18 protein-coding genes and 2 pseudogenes are annotated in these 19,271 nt (G+C 65.0%); 13 read left to right on the top strand and 7 right to left on the bottom strand.

Annotated features, from left to right (window positions below; genetic code table 11):
- Positions 1–257 precede the first annotated feature (257 nt).
- The 6 genes from BFE01S_RS38875 to BFE01S_RS16150 all read left to right on the top strand — a co-directional run bounded on the left by BFE01S_RS38875 (position 258) and on the right by BFE01S_RS16150 (position 4,546).
- Positions 258–710, top strand: coding sequence for a globin family protein (locus tag BFE01S_RS38875; RefSeq protein ID WP_322787831.1), 453 nt, complete (start codon positions 258–260; stop codon positions 708–710).
- Between the two features lie 14 nt (positions 711–724).
- Positions 725–1,717, top strand: coding sequence for an LLM class flavin-dependent oxidoreductase (locus tag BFE01S_RS16170; protein WP_028226416.1), 993 nt, complete (start codon positions 725–727; stop codon positions 1,715–1,717).
- A 97-nt stretch (positions 1,718–1,814) separates the two neighbouring features.
- A complete protein-coding gene (gene modB / locus BFE01S_RS16165; RefSeq protein WP_028226415.1) occupies positions 1,815–2,489 on the top strand; it encodes a molybdate ABC transporter permease subunit in 675 nt (224 codons plus the stop codon).
- Positions 2,490–2,505: 16 nt separating this feature from the next.
- Entirely contained in the window at positions 2,506–3,264 is a 759-nt protein-coding gene (gene modA, locus BFE01S_RS16160; protein WP_028226414.1) for a molybdate ABC transporter substrate-binding protein, read from the top strand.
- A 12-nt stretch (positions 3,265–3,276) separates the two neighbouring features.
- The gene (locus tag BFE01S_RS16155; RefSeq protein WP_028226413.1) at positions 3,277–4,053 is read left to right on the top strand and encodes an ABC transporter ATP-binding protein; all 777 of its coding nucleotides are present in this window, start codon (positions 3,277–3,279) and stop codon (positions 4,051–4,053) included.
- A gap of 61 nt (positions 4,054–4,114) precedes the next feature.
- Positions 4,115–4,546, top strand: coding sequence for a TOBE domain-containing protein (locus tag BFE01S_RS16150; RefSeq protein WP_028226412.1), 432 nt, complete (start codon positions 4,115–4,117; stop codon positions 4,544–4,546).
- Here BFE01S_RS16150 and cowN read toward each other — a convergent pair.
- The 5 genes and pseudogenes from cowN to BFE01S_RS44340 all read right to left on the bottom strand — a co-directional run bounded on the left by cowN (position 4,521) and on the right by BFE01S_RS44340 (position 7,990).
- Positions 4,521–4,928, bottom strand: a complete 408-nt coding sequence (cowN, locus tag BFE01S_RS41930; RefSeq protein ID WP_281177401.1) for a N(2)-fixation sustaining protein CowN — start codon at positions 4,926–4,928, stop codon at positions 4,521–4,523. The two genes, BFE01S_RS16150 and cowN, sit on opposite strands and share 26 nt — an antisense overlap.
- 34 nt (positions 4,929–4,962) lie before the next feature.
- A pseudogene (locus BFE01S_RS45845) lies at positions 4,963–5,121 on the bottom strand (IS3 family transposase); the annotation flags it as partial.
- Positions 5,106–5,312 (bottom strand): hypothetical protein, encoded by a 207-nt coding sequence (locus BFE01S_RS16140; RefSeq protein WP_028226411.1) that lies wholly within the window; start codon positions 5,310–5,312, stop codon positions 5,106–5,108. The pseudogene BFE01S_RS45845 and the gene BFE01S_RS16140, both read right to left, overlap by 16 nt.
- 459 nt (positions 5,313–5,771) lie before the next feature.
- Positions 5,772–7,400 (bottom strand): sensor histidine kinase, encoded by a 1,629-nt coding sequence (locus BFE01S_RS38865; protein ID WP_042337823.1) that lies wholly within the window; start codon positions 7,398–7,400, stop codon positions 5,772–5,774.
- Between the two features lie 122 nt (positions 7,401–7,522).
- Complete coding sequence (locus tag BFE01S_RS44340; RefSeq protein WP_156967034.1) at positions 7,523–7,990, bottom strand: PAS domain-containing protein; 468 nt, start codon at positions 7,988–7,990, stop codon at positions 7,523–7,525.
- Positions 7,991–8,213: 223 nt separating this feature from the next.
- Here BFE01S_RS44340 and BFE01S_RS38860 point away from each other — a divergent pair, with 223 nt between their 5' ends.
- The gene (locus tag BFE01S_RS38860; protein WP_042337821.1) at positions 8,214–8,627 is read left to right on the top strand and encodes a response regulator; all 414 of its coding nucleotides are present in this window, start codon (positions 8,214–8,216) and stop codon (positions 8,625–8,627) included.
- A gap of 26 nt (positions 8,628–8,653) precedes the next feature.
- Positions 8,654–9,445, top strand: coding sequence for a helix-turn-helix domain-containing protein (locus tag BFE01S_RS16120; protein ID WP_052420903.1), 792 nt, complete (start codon positions 8,654–8,656; stop codon positions 9,443–9,445).
- A gap of 153 nt (positions 9,446–9,598) precedes the next feature.
- Here the strand turns inward: BFE01S_RS16120 and BFE01S_RS38855 are convergent, their stop codons facing one another.
- The gene (locus BFE01S_RS38855) at positions 9,599–10,267 is read right to left on the bottom strand and encodes a TetR/AcrR family transcriptional regulator (protein ID WP_042337756.1); all 669 of its coding nucleotides are present in this window, start codon (positions 10,265–10,267) and stop codon (positions 9,599–9,601) included.
- 270 nt (positions 10,268–10,537) lie between these two features.
- Between BFE01S_RS38855 and BFE01S_RS16110 the strand changes: the two genes are divergently transcribed.
- From BFE01S_RS16110 to BFE01S_RS16095, 4 genes are read left to right on the top strand one after another with little or no spacing between them, the layout of a single operon-like run.
- Positions 10,538–12,016, top strand: a complete 1,479-nt coding sequence (locus BFE01S_RS16110; protein ID WP_042337755.1) for an efflux transporter outer membrane subunit — start codon at positions 10,538–10,540, stop codon at positions 12,014–12,016.
- Complete coding sequence (locus BFE01S_RS16105; protein WP_028226407.1) at positions 12,013–13,086, top strand: HlyD family secretion protein; 1,074 nt, start codon at positions 12,013–12,015, stop codon at positions 13,084–13,086. Before BFE01S_RS16110 ends, BFE01S_RS16105 begins: the two co-directional genes overlap by 4 nt.
- Positions 13,083–15,842, top strand: coding sequence for a ribosome-associated ATPase/putative transporter RbbA (gene rbbA / locus BFE01S_RS16100; protein ID WP_028226406.1), 2,760 nt, complete (start codon positions 13,083–13,085; stop codon positions 15,840–15,842). Before BFE01S_RS16105 ends, rbbA begins: the two co-directional genes overlap by 4 nt.
- A gap of 2 nt (positions 15,843–15,844) precedes the next feature.
- Entirely contained in the window at positions 15,845–16,969 is a 1,125-nt protein-coding gene (locus BFE01S_RS16095) for an ABC transporter permease (RefSeq protein WP_028226405.1), read from the top strand.
- Between the two features lie 11 nt (positions 16,970–16,980).
- Here BFE01S_RS16095 and BFE01S_RS45840 read toward each other — a convergent pair.
- Positions 16,981–17,947: pseudogene (locus BFE01S_RS45840) on the bottom strand (IS3 family transposase); the annotation flags it as partial.
- 395 nt (positions 17,948–18,342) lie between these two features.
- Between BFE01S_RS45840 and dapA the strand changes: the two are divergent.
- Positions 18,343–19,266 (top strand): 4-hydroxy-tetrahydrodipicolinate synthase, encoded by a 924-nt coding sequence (gene dapA, locus BFE01S_RS16085; RefSeq protein ID WP_028226404.1) that lies wholly within the window; start codon positions 18,343–18,345, stop codon positions 19,264–19,266.
- Positions 19,267–19,271: the final 5 nt, after the last annotated feature.

Below are 19,271 nucleotides of genomic sequence, written 5' to 3'. Positions count from 1 at the left end.
TGCTTTGTCACGGGAACCGTTATGTACAGCGGTATATAACCAACAAACCGGACAAGGAACCCGACACGCTCATGGACCCGACCTCTGCGGCCCCGCCGCGCGCGCGCTGGACACCGTGCACGCGCGCCTGCTACCGGACATTGCACTGGCCCGTTGTCCAGTCTTCGCGCGAGCGTCCCGCGCGCGGCGAGCAAACGCTGTGTCCGCCGTTACCGGCCCCGCCACATCGGCTGCTCGCCATCTGTGAGGAAGCCGGCTTGCGCGATCTGGTCAGGCAGCACATGCGGCGGCTCAGGACGACGCCGCTGTTCGTCCACGCCGGGGACTGCTTCGATTGCGTGACGGAGCGGGTCGCCGACTTTGTCGTCGAGGCCTGCGGCGGACCGCTCTATTACAGCCAGCGCCATGCCCACATGCAGGCGGGCGCGGGCTTGCCATTGTTGCTCGACGAGGACGGGCGCGAGTTGTGGCTGGTGCAACTGTGGCACGCGTTCGACGACGTCAATTTCCCGACCGCGCTGCGCGCCGACTTCTGGGGCTGGGCGGAGCCGCTTTCCGTCTATCTGCTCGCCCCGCGCGCGCGCCACGACCGGCTCACCCGCTACGAGTACGACACGGTGCGCAGCTGGTTCTCGACGCCGGTCTTGCAGGATCGCTCGCCGCACGGCAGTGTTCCGGCCCGGAACTTGCACGGACATGACGCTATTTGACGGATCAGACTGAAATGTCGGATTTCCCGCAACGCTATGGTGTCTTTCTTAACGTCGAGAATCCCGAAGGCCATGCCCGCGACGCGCTTGAGCAGACCGTACGAACCGCGATCGCGGCTGAAGAGCTGGGGTTCCACGCGGCATGGGTCGCCGAGCATCACTACAGTCCGTTCGCGATCGGCAGTGCATTGACGGTGCTGCTTTCGCACATTGCCGCCTGCACGTCGACGATCCGCCTCGGCACGGGCGCATCGCTGCTCGCACTGAACGACCCGCTGCGCGTCGCGGAGGACATCGCGTCGCTCGATCTGCTGAGCGGCGGGCGCATCGAATTCGGCGTCGCGCGGGGCGGCCCGTTTCCCGAGCAGTACCGGCATGCGGGGATCGCGTCCGCCGATGTCGCGCGGGAGCGCATGCATGAGGCGCTCGCGCTGATCCAGCGGTTGTGGAACGAGCCGCAAACGCGCTTCGACGGGCGTTTCTTCCACTACGAAGGCGTCGCGGTATATCCCCGTCCTCTCCAGCGCCCGGTGCCAGTCTGGCTCGCGAGCCTGGCCGGCGATTCACAGCGTCTTGCCGAACAGCACGGCTATGGCCTGATGGCGACGCCGTCGGCCGATTTCGGCGAGGTCGCGGAGCAGGTCGCGGCCGGGCGTGCGCGACGCGGTGACTTTCCGTTCGCGATCGCGCGTTTTTTTCACTGCGACGAGGACAGCCGTCGTGCGGTCGAGCATGGCGTCGCGGCGGTGCGTGCCTATCCGCGTCTGATGGGGGTGCAGTTTGCGTCCGGCAAGCTGCCGCCGATGTTCGCGCCGGGCGCGCCCGAAGCGGTGATTCTCGCGAACTCGATCATCGGCACGCCAGAGCAATGTGTGGCGCGTGCGAAGGCGCTGTGCGACCGGCTCGGCCCGACCCAGCTCCTGCTCAAGCCCGCGACGCACGATCCGGTCGAGGCGCGGGCGTCGCTCGCGCTGTTTGCGCGCGCGGCCGGTCTAGCCGCCGCGTGATCGGCTGCCGCGCGGCATGGTGCGCCATCGATATGCACATGGCTCACATTTTGCAACGATGGACCGGTCGCCCGTTTGATAACGTGAATTGTCGAAAATGTCGGATTCCCTACATCGGATGGACTGGTCGCCGTTATGGCTGTCGCTACGCGTGGCGGGCCTCGCGACGGTGCTCGCGCTCGTTGCCGGCATCGCGCTCGGCTGGCTGTTTGCGCGCCGGCGCTTTCCGGGCAGCACCGCACTCGAAGCGGTCTTCATGTTGCCGCTCGTCCTGCCGCCGACCGTGATCGGCTACGGCCTGCTTGTGGCGGCCGGCCGGCGCAGCATCGTGGGCGGATGGCTGTACCGGCAGACCGGCTACACGATCGTCTTCAACTGGCACGGCGCGGTGCTCGCGTCGGCCCTGGTCGCGCTGCCGCTGGTGTTGAAGTCGGCCAATGCCGCGTTCGCGGGTGTGGATCGTTCGCTCGAGGCCGCGGCGCTGACACTGCGCCAATCGCCCTGGTCGGTGTTCGTGCGCGTGACGTTGCCACTCGCGTGGCCCGGCATTCTCGCGGGCACGCTACTCGCGTTTGCGCGCGCGATGGGTGAGTTCGGCGCGACGCTCATGGTGGCCGGCGACATCCCGCATCAGACACAGACGCTCTCGATGGCCATCTACGACGCCATGCAGGATGGCCGCGACGAAGCCGCATTACTGCTGGTGCTCGTCACTTCCGTGTTGTCCATTGCGATGCTCGTGTTGTCCGGGCGCTTTCTTTCTCTTCGCTGATTTCGTGGAGCATGCCTTGAAACGTTTCCTGTCTGTTTTATTCGCCGCCCTGGTGCTGCTTGTTGCACTGCCGTCCCTTGCGAGGGCGCAGCAACTCACCGTTTCCGCCGCCGCCAGTCTGACCGATGCGTTCAAGGAGGTGGGCGCGAAGTTCGAGGCCACGCATCCGGACATCACCGTGCGCTTCAATTTCGCGGCCTCCGGCGTGCTGCTGCAACAGATCCGGCAGGGCGCGCCCGTCGACGTGTTTGTAAGCGCCGACGAGCAGACCGTCACGCGCGGCGTCGACGCCGGGCTGTTCGACGCCGCCACGCGCCGCGACTTCGCGGCGAACACGCTGGTGCTGATCGTGCCCGCCGCCCAAAGCTCGCCGGTGAAAAGCATGTCGGATCTGGCGAATCCGGCGGTGCGGCGCATCGCGATCGGCAAGACGTCGACTGTGCCAGTGGGGAGCTACACGCAACAGGCGCTCGAAAAGGCTGCGCTCTGGGATGCGCTCGCGCCGAAGTTCGTGCAGGCCGACAGCGTGCGGCAGGTGCTCGATTACGTGGCGAGGGGCGAGGCCGAGGCGGGTTTCGTTTATCGCACGGACGCGCTGCTGATGTCCGACAAGGTCGCCATCGTCCAGGCCGTCGGCGGGCACGTCCCCGTGACCTATCCGGTCGTCGCGGTCAGCGCGAGTCGCGAACCCGCGCTGGCGAAAACGTTCATCGCCTATCTGTTGAGCCCGCAGGCGCAGGAGATCCTGAAACGCTATGGCTTCGCGCACGCGTAGGTCCGCGACGCCATGATCGATGTCGATCTCGGCGCGATCGTGTCGGATGGGGCGCGGCGCTTCGTGCTCGCCACGCGCTTCGTGTCCGGCGCGTCAGTGATCGCGCTTTACGGACCGTCGGGTGGCGGCAAGTCGTTGACCTTGCAGGCGATCGCCGGGCTGCTGGCCCTGCAACGCGGCCACGTGCGCGTCAACGGTCGCGTCCTGTTCGATTCGGCGCTGGGTATCGATATGGCGCCGCAGCGGCGCGGCGTCGGCTACCTGTTCCAGCACTACGCGTTGTTTCCGCATCTGAGCGTGCGGGACAACGTGGCGTTCGGGCTGACGAACTGGCGCCGCCACAGGCTCTCGCGCGAGCAGGTCGCGCTGATCGGCGAACTCCTCGACACGTTCGGGCTGACTGCGCTCGCGGACAGCCGTCCGGCCACGCTGTCGGGCGGGCAGCAGCAACGCGTGGCGATGGCGCGTGCGCTTGCGTGCCAGCCGGATCTGTTGCTGCTCGACGAGCCGTTTGCCGCGCTGAACCCGATGCTGCGCGAAGCATTGCGCAAGCAGCTCGCGCGCGTGTTCGCGCGCTGGAAGATTCCGGTCGTGATGATCACGCACGATGTCGACGACGTGCTTGCGCTCGCCGACGTCGCATTCGTTATCGAGCACGGACGCGTGGTGAGGGAAGTGGACGTGCGAAACGGCGAGGCGCGCGAGCTGATGCCGGAGCGTCGGGCGTCGCCGCTCGACGTGCGCGAGCGGCACATCCGCGACCTGCTCCATATGCCCGTGGAGGGATGAAATCCAGGGTATCTCTACCCGTTCGTGGCCAGCCGTGGCTGGCCTTCTCAGGAGAATCGCAATGAAAACGACTGCACGCAATGTGCTTTCCGGAATCGTCGACGCCGTGACGCCGGGGCCGGTGACGACCCAGGTCCTGGTCACCGTCCCCGGTGGGCATCAGGTTGCGGCAACCATGACCACCGCAGCGGCGGAGCGTCTGAAACTATCGGCGGGAAACGAGGCGCTGGTGTTGATCAAGTCGTCGGCGGTGGTACTCGTGCTCGACTTCGCCGGCTACGCCTTGTCGGCGCGTAACCAGTTCCCGGGAACCATTTCCCGCGTGGAGCGGGGCGCGGTTTCGTCGTTGATCGGCCTGACGTTGCCCGGGGGCACGATTCTGACTGCCAGCGTCACCAACGACGCAGTCGATGCACTGGCGCTGGCGGTCGGCATGGAGGCGACCGCCGTGTTCAAGGCCTATTCGGTCATGGTGGCGGTCGCCGCGCAATGAGTTGGGGCAAGAGCGGCACGGCGTGCCGCTGCGTGGCAGTCGTGAGGCGTCGGAAACATTCGTTTTCGATCGGCTCGAGCCAGAGGAACTCCTCCTCGTCGCCCTGCGATTCGAAGCGTTCGCGGATCTGGTTGACGAAGCTTGCCAGCAACAGCAGATCGTCGTCGCGCGACCCGTTCGTCGCTCGGCGACGTCCGTGAAAGTACGCCCAGAATGGGTCGTCGCTAGATAGCGTGTGTTGTTCGATGCGCTTCATCATGCGACGGGTCTGTCCGTCGAAGTCGATGCCCTTGAAGGTTCGAACGCCGTCGTCTCCCGATATCTGCGCTGAACCACAAAAAAATGTGGGTAATCGCAAGGCCCAAAGGTGGCTTACCGTCACCGTACTCGATTCGCATCTCGTCAGTTCACAAACAGGTAATGCCTGTTGTCCAGACCTGATCAGACTTCGCCTGCAAGAACTCACGTTGCAGCAGGTTCGGTGCGACTGGCGGATGGTGCTTGCTGTCCGCAGTGGCCTTAAATCGCCGCCTGGTGCATGCCTTGATGCCGTGCAGCTTCATGAGCGAAAGAACGCCGAATTCAAACGACCCATCAACTGCTGCCCGGATGTGGAAATCTGCGCGCGAGGCTTTCCGCGCGTCGATGCCTCTACGTGCACGAGGCCGCGCTCAAGCAAGGAGTAGAAGTCGGCGCGCCGGATGTCGGCCTGGGTGGGCATGCTGGCGACGACCAGCAGGGTAGCAATCTCGTGGTGGCTGAGCATCAAGGGACTTCTCGCTGAATGCAGTTCAGGAGCGCAGCGGGGTTTCGCGAGAACCTGCTCACTCCCGGGATGAAGGGGGGACGTGTGCAGTTTGCCGTATCCGGCCGGATGTCGAAATCGGCCAAGGCCTGAATCCAGGTAGGATTTCGGTGCTGTCTGTAGGAATTTTCTGATCTGCCAGATGAATCTCGTGAATTGACCGAACGTTCGATTCCTGTCGTGGGCGTGAGGTACCGATCGCGTGTCGCGGCCCGGCAGGTGGGCCATCTCTGGTGATACCCGATGCGGTCCGGAGAGCGGCGGGTGACAGGCCGTCAACCGTCCCCGCAATACGTGTAGACTCGTCCGCGTCTGCATTTCATGCGGCGCGGATGGGCGAGACAGGGCAGGTCGTGCCGGCGAGCCCTCGCGAATCAGTGATCTGATGCTGGCCGTGCGATCCCGACCGCCCGACGGCGACTACGTAGCGGGAAGTCCGTCGACGGGCGTCCCGCTGTCCGCCGCATTTTTTGGGCCGGGCTGTGACGCCGCCTGCGAGGGCAGCGGGGCGATCATGGGTATGTCAATCTTGATGGCCGTTCCTTTACCCGGTGCTGCATCGATGCTGAGCGTCCCATCCAGCAGGTACGCACGCTCGCGCAGTCCTACGAGACCGAAGGAGGTTGACTTGCGCGGGCTTGCGGGATCGAAGCCTACGCCATCGTCACGGACGACGAGACTGAGATGATGATTCTTGCAGTCCAGGATGACCTCGACATGGGAGGCGCAGGCATGGCGCGCGACGTTTGCAAGCGACTCCTGAACGATCCGGAAGACTGCTGTCGCGTGGGGATCACGAAGATCCAGGTCTGGCGGCTCGACATGAAGTGTGCATGCAATGCCGTGCCTTTCCCCGAAGTTTTTCAGCAGCCACTGGATGGCTGCAGCAAATCCCAGATCGTCGAGCATCAGGGGCCGCAGGTCAGACGCAATGCGACGCGTCGAAGCCATGGCTTCCCCCAACAGTCGAAGCATCGCGGCAATCTTGTGTGCGAGTTCCGCATCGTCCTGAGGCACCCGGTCGAGCAGACATTCGAGATCCATGTCGGCTTCGCGTGCTGACGCGCTGAGCGCGGAAATCTCCCGCAACGCCACCGTCCGGGCCGCAACGCGTTGCTCGAGCTGTTCATTTGCCGCGTTCAGCTCGGCCGTCTTCTCGAGGACGAGCCGGCGCTCGCGCCGTTCGCCCTCCAGCGCCTGCGCCGTTCGCGCATACAGCCTGCTGTTCTCGAACAGCAGCGCAAACAACACGACGCTGGAGGCCAGTAGCCCGTAGGTCCGGCCGGCGTAAAAGCCGACGTCGAAGCGGCCGTGATCCAGTACCGCCGAGAGCGCGATGTCAAACAGCCACGCGACCAGTACGGCCATGACCCAGAGATCGAGTAAGGAGCGCGGCTGCCTGCGCCACAGCGCGGCCAGTGCGACCAGATTCAGCATCCACACCGTCGTCACGACTCCGGTGATCTGCGCTGACTGCTGGTTGCCATGCATGATTTGCGGCAGCAAGTCGTGACCTGCTGTGGCGATCAGGGTGACGGCGCCTGCCGCGAGCAGTGCGCCCACAATGCAAAGCGAAATCATCGCGGCTGGACCTCTGCAGTGCCAGGGCTGGATACCTGTTGTGCGCTCCCAAAGCGCATAAGCCAGTGCAGCGAGCGGAAATCCCCCGTGCCAGAACATGTACAGCCATGCCGTGGTTTGCTCACCGGCACCGAGAAGGCCAGATGGTGAAAAGAGCCCTGGAAACGTCAACATATGGACGGCCGCCATCAGACCGCTAAATACATACCCGCCTGACAGCGCGAGCAGCGCGTTTGAGCGAACGATCGCGAACTGTCCAAACAGCAACCCGGCCGTTACCACGTCATTGGTGATGATCGCCGATTGATAGATCGGGATGAATGCCCATACCGGCACGAGTTGCAGGTGGGCGAATGGTGCGAAGACCACAAAAATCGCGGCAGAAATAATCAATACGGCCAGCACAAGGCGTCGCTGGTATTGATCTGCCGTTAATGTCAATACAAATAGATCTGTCGTGTCCTGCATGGTCGCAGTCCTCTTCACGGCATCTATCGTTTTCTGGATTGATCGCACCGGCGATTCGCGCGGCCGCGGGACTCCTTCAACCTTGCATGCATCCGTGTCGGCACAGCACAGCTGTGCCGCACTCAGGGGCATGGGCGACCGCGGCGCGCGGCGTCAGACAGCAGGATACGCAACTGTCGAGCGATGTGCTTTTTCTGTTCCTCGCGGACGGTGTCGATGCGCGCGGACGGCTGGCGCAACTCGTCGCGGGGTGCTTTTAGCTCCTGCCTGGCCCGCACCCCCTCCGTGATATCGCGCAGCATCACCGGATAGGGTTTCCCTTTTTTTGCGATTACCTGGGAAATCGACGCCTCGATCGGAAATTCCTCGCCGTGGGCGCGCATTCCGAACAGGGTCGGCCCGAGCTCCATCTGCCGTTCCGATACGTCGGTGGCGCCAAAGTGCTCGACGTGCCGATAGGGTGCAGCGTGAAAGAGGGGCGGAACGAACCGTGACAGCGGTGCACCGATCGCGGCTTGAGCCGCACATCCAGAGGTTTCCGGGTGGGTGCGGGACCCGCGGGGAAATGGATTCGGGAAACTTGAAAGCATGGGTGGCCACCTCGTGGGAAAGGCGATACGCCAAGGATGCATTTTCGTATCCGACATTCTAGACCGGTCGCGCCCGGGTTGCCTTTCCTCTCTTGTCTGAGGAAAGGGCGTGCATTTTCGTCCGCGACAGTGTAGGAAAAGTCTGACAGCGGGTTCCGCAGACCGACATCAATCTCGGATGCCGCCGATTCCGCCGCCCCAGCGGGTTGCGCATAATTTCGTCATGAATTCCGCTTTGCACGCATCCCGGCTGAAGGTGTTCCTGGTCGAAGACTCAGGCTCGATCCGCGGGCGCCTTACCGCCCTGCTTGAGGCGATCGACGGCGTGGAGGTCGTCGGCCATGCCGACGGGCCGGTGGCTGCCCTGGCAGGAATCGGGGCATGCGGGGCCGACGTGGCCGTCATCGACCTGCATCTCGCCGGCGGCACGTCAGGCCTCGCGGTGCTCCGCGAGCTGCCCCGGCATTTGCCGGGCGTTGTGCCAATCGTACTGACCGGCTCACCGTTGCCGTTCTACCGGGACGCTTGCCTTGCGCTGGGGGCGCGCCACTTCCTGGACAAGGCTGGCGATACCGGCCTGCTGTGCCAGATCATCCGGGAGTTCGCCGAGGATGTCGACGTGCGACCGGCCCGGTGAACGAACCTTCGTCAAAGGAGAAAAGCATGTTGGACACCGCTGAACGCCCGGAGCTGTCCGGATCTGTCGTGTCTTTCGAACAGCCCGCCATACGGGCTCGCGTAACGCGTCAGGTGCCGGATACGGAATGCAGAAGCTGTGCGATGGCACGCATGTGTGCCGTGCGTTGCGAGGATACGCAGGCGCTGGAGCGGCTCAACGATGCCGTGCAATGTGTCCGCACGGTGAAGCAGGGGCATGCCCTGTATCTTGCGGGCGACGACTTCAGGAGTATCTATGCGGTCCGCGCGGGTTCGTTCAAGACCGTGGTGAGGCACCGCGAGGGACACGAGCAGGTCACCGGTTTTGCCATCGTGGGGGACACGCTCGGCATTGACGGCATTGCCGGCGGCCAGCACGCCTGCGAGGTGGTCGCGCTGGAGGACAGTTCCGTGTGCGTGATGCCGTTCAGTCTCCTTGAAGTGCTGGCCCGGGAGGTGAAGGCGATCCAGCGCCACATCCACCATCTGCTCGGCGCCGAGATCGTGCGCGAGTCGAGCCTGATGATGCTGCTCGGCACCATGACGGCGGAGGAGCGGGTGGCGACCTTTCTCGCCGACCTGTCGCAGCGCTGGCAGGCGCGCGGTTACTCCGCGGCCGCCTTCACGCTGAAGATGACCCGCGCGGAGATCGGCAACTATCTGGGGCTGAAACTGGAGACCGTCAGCCGCATGATGACGAAATTGCACAAGAGCGGCCTGATTGAGCCGCACGGCAAGGAAATCCGTATTCTCGACCTCGACGGACTGCGGAACGTGACAACAGCGGGTGACGCGTAAAAAGCGCCTGCTGGGCACGAATAGACAGGCCACCAGACCGGGGCCGGACGCACCGGGTCCGCGGCGGAAACCCACCCGCGGCTCGCTGGCGCGCCCACCGCGCGGCTGATCATTATCCTGTCGCGTTTGATCCATCCCCACGCTCGCCGTTCCTCACTCCACGACCCCATGCGCGCTTCTGCGATCTTGTATGTGGCGTGGTTCAAGCAGCTCATACAGAAGTCCACGATAGGCTGTGCGATGACTTTTCAGTTCGCGCTGACTTAAAGATTCCGAACGTATGGCTTGCCGAACGCACATCTGCGTGATGGGCGCAATGAGTAACAGCGGGGTCTTCGTCGCCGCGCCGGGCCGCAGGTGTCCTTGCATGACGCCTTTTTTCACCATCTTGCCAACTGCGGCAACGTATGCGTTTTCTGCCCGCTCGCGCCATTGCTCCACGAAGCCGGGCAGGCGGACGCTCTCCGCCATCAGCAGCCGGAACGTGGCGACGAAAGGTTCGCGCGTGCACCACGAGTACAGCTCGCCAGACAGCAGGTCGAGCACACGCTCCACCGTCACTTCGCCGGCGGTGAGTGAGCGCTCGTCAAGGGCCGGGGTGTTCAGCAGGAGCTCGAGTAATGCCTCGAGCACAGCATCCTTGCTTTGAAAGTGCGTATAGACGCCCCCCTTCGACAGCCCTGCCCGTGCCGCAATGTCGTCGATCCGCGTGAACGCAAAGCCGCGTTCGGAGAATTCGGCAAGCGCAGCGTCGAGAATCTGCGTCCTCCGTATTTCCGGTGGCAAGCGGCGCCTGCCACTGCTTTCACGCTGTTCTGCCATATGTCCTCCCAGGAAGTCACGAGTCGGCCGTACCGGACGGGGCCGCGATGCCGCAGTTTATGGTCTGCCGACGCGACAGTAGATACCGACTGGCCGGTCGTTAGCTGATCTGGATCAACATCGCCGGTATTCGCTCCCGCTATAAGTCTGGCCTGAGTACTTCAATACATCGGACCAGGTCATGCTGTTCGCCGGCCGGTGATCCCCTTCATTGGACATGCTGGCGAAGCAATGCGCGATCAGACTTCTGCTAACCGAATTCCTCCAGGAATGCAAAACAGATGCCGGAAGCTCGCACTGGGTACTCTGGCAGTGGCCCTCGGCGTAGGGGGGCTGGCCGGTTGCATGTCGCTCGCACCGCATTACGAACGCCCCTCGATGCCGGTTCCAGACGCATGGCCGGGCGATGCGCCCGATAGTGGCACCGGGGCCGCGTCCCGCACGTCCTGGCGTGACTACTTTCCCGACCCGCAACTCCAGGCGTTGATCGTGCAGGCGCTACAGCAGAACCGCGACCTGCGCATTGCCGTGCAACGGGTCGAGCAGGCGCGAGCTACCTATGGCGTTCGGCGTGCCGACCAGTTCCCTTCGGTTTCCGCAGGCGCTGCGTACGCACGTCTGCGCGCGCCGGGTGGCTTTCTGCTGGAAGAGCCAACGACCATCGGCCTCTACGACCTCGATCTCGTCCAAAGCAACTGGGAACTCGATTTCTGGGGCCGCGTGCACAACCTCAAGGCGGCTGCGCTGGAGGATTTCCTTGCGAGCGACGCATCCCGTCGCGCTGCCACCGTGAGCCTGATCGGACAGGTTGCAAACAGCTACGTGAGCCTGTGCCAGTATGACGAACGTATCGCGCTGACCCGCGAAACAATTGCGAGCCGCGCGGAGTCGCTGCGTATTTTCCGCCGGCGCTTCGAGGTCGGGGCGATCTCGCGGCTCGATCTGGAGCAGTCGGAGATACTGCTGCAGCAGGCACAAGCGCTCGATACGCAACTCGAACAATCACGTGCCGCAGAAGCCCATGTGCTCGAACTGCTGGTCGGCGCACCGCCTGCGCTTCCGCCCGCTCCGCAGGCGCTCGACGACGCCAGCGTGCGCAACGATCTGGGCGCCGGTCTGCCATCGGCGCTGCTTGAAAACCGTCCCGATATCGCCGCCGCCGAGCATCGGTTGCGTGCGGCCAATGCGAACATCGGCGCGGCGCGCGCGGCATTTTTTCCGCGCATCTCGCTGACCAGCTCGTTTGGCACGAGCAGCACGGCGTTGCACAACCTGTTCGCATCGGGCTCGGGTACGTGGCTATTCCTGCCGGATATCTCGCTGCCGGTTTTCGATGCAGGCCGCAACCTGTCCAATCTGAAAGTGGCGCAGGCGCAGCGCGCCGAGGCTGTGGCGCAGTACGAAAAGGCCATCCAGTCCGCGTTTCGCGACGTATCCGATGCGCTGTCGGCCCGCGAATGGCTGACGGCCCAGGTGCGCATCGCGCGCGAGACGCTCGCATCGCAGTCGGAGCGGGCGAGGCTCGCCAGGCTGCGCTACGACAACGGCGCAACGCCGTTTCTCGAAGTGCTCGATGCGCAGCGCGATCTGCTCGCCGCGCAGCAGCAGCTCGTGCAGACCCGCGCCGCGTTGCTGTCGAGCCGCGTCGCGCTGTACGCGGCGCTCGGTGGCGGTGCGCTGCCGCCGGCCAGCGGGGAGCCGGCGCCGTCCTTATCCGCACAACCTCCGACACAGGATCCGTCGCAATGAATGTCCCGATGAAGAAGCTGTTACCCGCTGCCGCGCTGCTGCTGGTTGCCGTGGCGACCGGCTACTACGCATGGATGCATCTGCGGGACACCGGTCCGGGCGCCGGTTTCGCGAGCGGCAACGGCCGCATCGAGGCCACCGAGATCGACGTCGCGACGAAGCTCGCGGGCCGCGTGGACAGCATCTATGTCGACGAGGGCGACTTCGTGAAGGCCGGGCAGCCGCTCGCGAAGATGGAGGTGCAGGTGCTGGAGGCGCAGCTCGACGAGGCGCAGGCCCAGCACCAGCAGACGATCAACAACGCGGCGAGCATCGAGGCCCAAGTCGCGCAGCGCGAAAGCGACAAAGTGGCGGCGGCGGCGCTCGTCGCGCAGCGCGAAGCGGAACTGGATGCCGCGCAGCGCAAGCTGGCACGCTCGGAGACGTTGTCGCGCGAAGGCGCGTCGTCGATGCAGGAGCTCGACGACGATCGCGCGCGCGAGCGCAGCGCACAGGCCACCGTGAGCGCTGCGAAAGCCCAGGTCGCTGCGGCCGACGCGGCGATCACCGCGACCCGCGCGCAGCTCGTCGCCGCGCGCTCGATGGTGGCCGCCGCCGGGGCGACCATCGCGCGGGTTAATGCCGACATCACGGACAGCCAGCTCGTCGCGCCGCGCGACGGACGGGTCCAGTACCGCGTGGCCCAGCCGGGCGAAGTGCTGCCTGCGGGGGGCAAGGTCCTCAACATGGTGGATCTTTCGGACGTCTATATGACGTTCTTCCTGCCCGAGACGGCCGCTGGCAAGGTGGCGCTCGGCGCCGAGGTTCGCATCGTACTCGATGCCGCACCCGACTACGTGATTCCTGCCACGGTCTCATTCGTCGCCAGCACGGCACAGTTCACGCCGAAGACCGTGGAAACCGCGAGCGAACGGCAGAAGCTGATGTTCCGCATCAAGGCCCGCATCAGCCGCGAACTGCTGCTGCAACATCTGAAACTGGTCAAGACCGGGTTGCCCGGCGTGGCGTGGGTCAGGATCGACGCTGCGGCCAGCTGGCCCGCCAGTCTGGCGATCAGGGTGCCGCAGTGAACCCGACGCCTCCCGAGCGGGCCGTCGTCCGTCTGCGAGGCGTGAGCCTGCGCTACGGCAGGGTCAGCGCACTCGACGACGTCACCCTCGACATTCCCGCCGGTTGCATGGCCGGCCTGATCGGGCCGGACGGCGTAGGCAAGTCGAGCCTGCTCGCGCTCGCCGCAGGCGCGCGGGCGATCCAGCAGGGCGAAGTCGGCGTGCTCGGCGGCGACATGGCGTCGGCACGCCACCGCGACGCGGTCTGTCCGCGCATCGCCTATATGCCGCAGGGGCTCGGCCGAAACCTGTATCCAACGCTCTCGGTCGAGGAAAACCTGCAGTTCTTCGCGCGGCTTTTCGGCCACGACGCCCGCGAGCGCCGCCGCCGCATCGACGACCTGACGCGCAGCACGGGCCTGTACCCGTTCCTCGCGCGCGCCGCCGGCAAGCTCTCGGGCGGCATGAAGCAGAAGCTCGGCCTGTGCTGCGCGCTGATCCACGATCCGGACCTGCTGATCCTCGACGAGCCGACCACGGGCGTCGATCCGCTCGCTCGCGCGCAGTTCTGGAGCCTGATCGCGCATATCCGCGAGGGTCGGCCGGGCATGAGCGTGATCGTCGCGACCGCGTACATGGACGAAGCGCAGCGGTTCGACTGGCTCGTCGCAATGGACGCGGGCCGCGTGCTCGCCACGGGCACGCCGGTCGAACTGCTCGCGCGCACGGCCTGCGATACGCTGGAGGCCGCCTTCATCGCGCTGCTGCCCGAAGACCGGCGGCGCGGCCACGAGCCCGTTCGCATCACGCCGCTTCAGGACGGCGCGCACACCGACATCGCGATCGAGGCGCATGACCTGACGATGCGCTTCGGCGATTTCGTCGCCGTCGATCACGTGAGTTTCCGCATCCGCCGCGGCGAGATTTTCGGCTTCCTCGGCTCGAACGGCTGCGGCAAGTCGACCACGATGAAGATGCTCACGGGCTTGCTGCCGGCCAGCGAGGGAACGGCCACGCTATTCGGCCATCCCGTCGATCCGCGCGACATGCAGACGCGCCGCCGGGTCGGCTACATGTCGCAGGCGTTCTCGCTGTACGGGGAGCTGACCGTGCGCCAGAACCTCGTGCTGCACGCGCGGCTTTTCCATGTGAGCGAGCACGACATCTCGGCGCGGGTGAGCGAGATGGTGAACCGCTTCGGCCTCGCCGACTCGCTGGACGCGCTGCCCGAAAGCCTGCCTCCCGGCATCCGGCAGCGGCTCTCGCTGGCGGTCGCCATGGTGCATCGGCCCGAGCTGCTGATCCTCGATGAGCCCACGTCCGGTGTGGACCCCGTTGCGCGCGACACCTTCTGGCAGTTGATGCTCGATCTGGCGCGCCGCGACCACGTAACGATCTTCATCTCCACGCACTTCATGAACGAGGCCGAGCGCTGCGACCGGATTTCGCTGATGCATGCGGGCCGCGTGCTCGCGAGCGACGCACCTGCCGCGCTGATTCGCGTGCGTGGCACCGCGACGCTCGAAGCGGCTTTCATCGGCTATCTGACCGAAGCCGGCGGCGAGACGGTCGAGGGCGGCACCGCTGCGGAGGCCGCCCCGGCGCCCACGGCGGGCGCACTGCCGCAAGCCCCGGGCGCTCGTGCACATCGCCGCTTCAGCCCGCGTCGCGTGCTCAGCTACATGTGGCGCGAGGCGCTGGAGCTGCGCCGCGACCCCGTGCGGGCTGCGCTCGCGCTGCTGGGCTCGCTGGTGCTGATGTGCGTGATGGGCTTTGGCGTGAGCCTCGACGTGGAGAATCTCAGCTTCGCCGTGCTCGACCGCGACCAGACCGGACTGAGTCGCGACTACGCGCTCAACATCGCGGGTTCCCGCTATTTCGTGCAGCAGGCCCCGCTGGCCGACTACGCCGACATGGACCGGCGCATGCGCAGTGGCGACCTGTCGCTCGCGATCGAGATTCCGCCCGACTTCGCGCGCGACGTCGAACGCGGCAGTCCCGTCCAGATCGGCGTGTGGATCGACGGCGCCATGCCGCAGCGCGCCGAAACGATACGCGGCTACGTCCAGGGCATGCACGCCGCATGGCTGGTGGACCAGAGCCTGCACCGGCTCGGCGCCGCGCCGGCGGCACAGGTCGACATCGAGACGCGCTTTCGCTACAACCCGGACGTGAAGAGCCTGCCTGCGATGGTGCCGGCCATCATCCCGCTGCTGCTGCTGATGTTGCCGGCAATGCTGACCGCGCTTGCGGTGGTGCGCGAGCGCGAACTCGGCTCCATCATCAACCTGTACGTCACACCTGTGACGCGGATCGAATTCCTGATCGGCAAGCAGGTTCCGTACATCCTGCTGGCGGTGCTCAACTTTCTGCTGATGACGCTGCTCGCCGGCATCGCGTTCGGCGTGCCGGTGAAGGGGAGCTTCCTCACGCTGCTGGCGGCGGTGCTGGTCTACAGCGTCGTCGCGACCGGCATCGGCTTGCTGGCGTCCACCTTCACGCGCAGCCAGATCGCGGCGATGTTCTTCACGATGATCGGCACCATGATTCCGGCGGTGCAGTTTGCCGGACTCATCAATCCGCTCTCCTCGATGAGCGGCAGCGGGCGGCTCATCGGCGAGATCTATCCGGCCACCTACATGGTGACAATCAGCCGCGGCGTGTTCAACAAGGCGCTCGGCTTCGCCGATCTGCGTGCCCAGTTCTGGCCGCTCCTCGCCGCCGTGCCCGTGATCCTCGGCACGACCCTCATGCTGCTTCGCAAGCAGGAGCGGTGACGATGCGATCATTTGCGAATGTCTACCGGCTTGGCGTCAAAGAACTCTGGAGCCTGTTGCGCGACCCGATCATGCTCGTGCTGATCGCCTTCACGTTCACTGCCTCGATCTATTCGGCCGCCACGGCACAGCCCGACACGCTGCACATGGCGCCCATCGCATTCGTCGACGAGGACGGCTCGCCGTTGTCGGCGCGCATCATCTCGGCGTTTTTCCCGCCGCAGTTCGGCACGCCGGTGCTGATCAGCGCTGCACAGGTCGATCACGGGCTCGACTCCGGCGAGTACACGTTTTCGCTCAGCATTCCGCCGAACTTCCAGCGCGACGTGCTGGCCGGACGGCACGCCAAAATCCAGCTCAGTGTCGACGCCACCCGCATGAGCCAGGCGTTCACGGGCAGTGGCTATGTCCAGCAGATCGTAAGCGGCGAAATCAGCGACTTCGTGCGTCGTTACCGGAGCGTCAGCGCGCCGCCGGTCGACCTCGAAACGCACATGCGTTTCAACCCGAACCTCGAACAGTCGTGGTTCGGCGCGCTCATGGAGATCATCAACAACGTAACCATGCTGTCGATCATTCTGACCGGTGCGGCGCTGATCCGCGAACGCGAACACGGCACGATCGAGCATCTGCTCGTGATGCCGGTCACGCCTGCGGAAATCATGCTGGCCAAGGTGTGGTCGATGGGACTGGTGGTCCTCGTGGCGGCCGCGTTTTCGCTGACGTTCGTGGTGCGCGGCGCGCTGCACGTGCCGATCGAAGGATCGGTGATGCTGTTCCTCGTCGGCGCCGCGTTGCACCTCTTTGCCACGACGTCGATGGGGATATTTCTCGCGACGATCGCCCGCAGCATGCCGCAGTTCGGCATGCTGATGGTGCTCGTCCTGCTGCCGCTGGAGATGCTGTCGGGCAGCATCACACCGCGCGAGAGCATGCCGAAGCCCGTGCAGGACATCATGCTCGCTGCACCGACCACGCACTTCGTCGAGCTCGGGCAGGCCATCCTCTACCGCGGCGCCGGCCTCGACGTCGTATGGAGGCCCTTCCTCGTGCTCGTGGTGATCGGCGCCGTGCTCTTCCTGCTGTCGCTGCGGCGCTTTCGCAATACGATCAGCCAGATGGCGTAGCGCGGGCATCCCTCATCCGGCGTCTGGTCCGCCAGGCTCGAACGGGGCCGTTTCCGGTTGTAAAGCTCGATGTAGTCGCCGATGGAGCGCCGGGCATGGCTGACCGAATCGTAGGCTCGCAGGTAAATCTCTTCGTACTTGATGCTGCGCCACATGCGTTCGACAAACACGTTGTTGCGCCAGGCGCCCTTGCCGTCCATCGACAACTGCACGCCCCGGCTGAGCACGGCCTCAGTGAACGTGCCCGCCGTGAACTGGCTACCCTGATCGGTGTTCACGATGTCCGGCAGTCCGTAGCGGACGAACGCCTCTTCCAGTGCCTCGACGGCGTGCGTGGCTTCCAGCGTGATGGCGACCCGGTGCGCGAGAATCTTGCGGCTCGTCCAGTCCACCACCGCCGTCAGGTACACGAAGCCGCGCGCCATCGGAACGTACGTCGTGTCGAGTGCGAACACCTGATTGGCGTGGTCGATCTTCATGCAGCGCAGCAGGTACGGCCAGATCTTGTGCTGTGCATTGCGCCGGCTCGTGTTCGGCTTGCAGTACGGCGCCTCGATACCCATGCGCTTCATCAGCGTGCGTACGCGACGGCGACCCACCCCATGGCCCTGCCGGCGCAGCAGGCGCGCCAGCATCCGTGCCCCGGTAAATGGAAACTCCGTGTGCAGTTCGTCGACTCGCCGCATCAGCAACTGATCGACTTCGCTGACTGGTTGCGCCCGGTAATACGCGCTTGGCCTCGCGATGCCAACCAGTCGCGTCTGTCGCGAAACCGGCAGCGCATGCGTACGGTCAATCATCGCTTTGCGCTCAGCAGTCCGGCTTTGCCGAGCGCTCCTGACAAAAAAATCGTTCTCCAGCGTCAACTGTCCGATCTTCGCGTGCAGCGTTTTTTACGTCCACTGGCGGCTCGCTCGATGGCGCACCGGTCGCACCAAACACGTCTGCCGCACGCTCCTGCAACTGCCGCTTCCATTTGCGCGGCCACCTCTCTGGCACGGGCCCCGACCAAACCGCTTAACCTATTTCCCGAATTTGAGAAGCTATCTCTCTCGAGGGCGGCCTAACAGGTGTTCCCATCGTCTTTTTGTAAGGCGACAATCCCCGCCGTGAGCGGACGCCCTGAAAAACAGCAAAAATCATGTCAGGGGAAACCCTCAACGCCCGGCCGTTTGCGCCGATCAAGCGGCCGCGCAGGGCCGGGGAGCCTCATCCCGCCTGCTCCAATCTTCATTGAATAACCCGGCCTTATAAAGAGGGTAACTGGCACTGATGGTGCAGGCCCGGTTTTTTTGCCTCCTTATCGTTCAAGCCATGGAGTCTCATTCAAATTCCCGGCGACGTTGACCGGCCCAATCTCGAAGAGCGTACCGATGAGCAAGTTGCACCCCTATGCAGGCATTTTGACGGCAGTTCCCACTCCTCTCGGCGCGGATGGCCGCTTCGTCGCCGCGCCGCTCGCGGCGCAGATCGGGAAACTCGTCGAGGCCGGCGCGGATGGCGTGGTGCCGCTCGGCGGCACCGGCGAATACACGGCGTTGTCGTTCGCGGAGCGCATGCGCGTGGTGGAAACGTCGCTCGAAGCGGCGGCGGGCGCGCTGCCCGTGGTGCCGGGCATTCTCTCGCCGGGTCTCGGCGACGCCATCGACAACGCGCAGGCGTTCGTGAAAGCCGGCGCGAAGGCGCTCATGGTCGTCACGCCGTACTATTTCCGGCCCACGCAGGAGGGGATCGTCGATTACTACCGCCGCTTCGCCGACGAAGTCGACGCGGACATCATCCTCTACGAAATCCCGTATCGCACCGGCGTCTCGCTGCACTACGAAACCGTCGCGAAGCTCACCGCGCTCACGCGCGTCGTCGGCATCAAGGCATGCAACCCCGACCTCGCCACGCAGATGCGCGCGGCCGAACTCTGCGCGTCGAAGATCGCCATCCTGAGCGGCGAGGAAGACGTGCTGCCGCTGCACGTGGCGATGGGCGCCGTGGGCGGCATCATCTCCAGCTCGAACCTCGTGCCGAAGCAATGGGCGCGCGTGCTCTCGCTCGCGTCGAACGGCCAGCTCGACCAGGCCGTCGCGCTGCACGCCACGTTGCGCCCGCTGATCGACGCCATTTTCGCCGAGCCGAATCCCGCGCCGATCAAGGCCGCGCTCACGCTGCAAGGCTTGCCCTTCGGCGACGTGCTGCCGCCGCTCAAGGCCGCGTCGGCCGCGCTGCGCCAGCGTCTCGCCGACGTCATGGCGCCGCTCGTCGCGCGCGAGGCAGCGTATTCCACCACCGCAGCAGGCGTTTGAACCGC

The sequence above is a fragment of the Paraburkholderia ferrariae NBRC 106233 genome (assembly GCF_000685035.1).
Classification (GTDB): Bacteria; Pseudomonadota; Gammaproteobacteria; order Burkholderiales; family Burkholderiaceae; genus Paraburkholderia; species Paraburkholderia ferrariae.
Note: the sequence above shows the minus strand (reverse complement) of the source record. Positions and strands in the feature narration are given on the sequence as shown.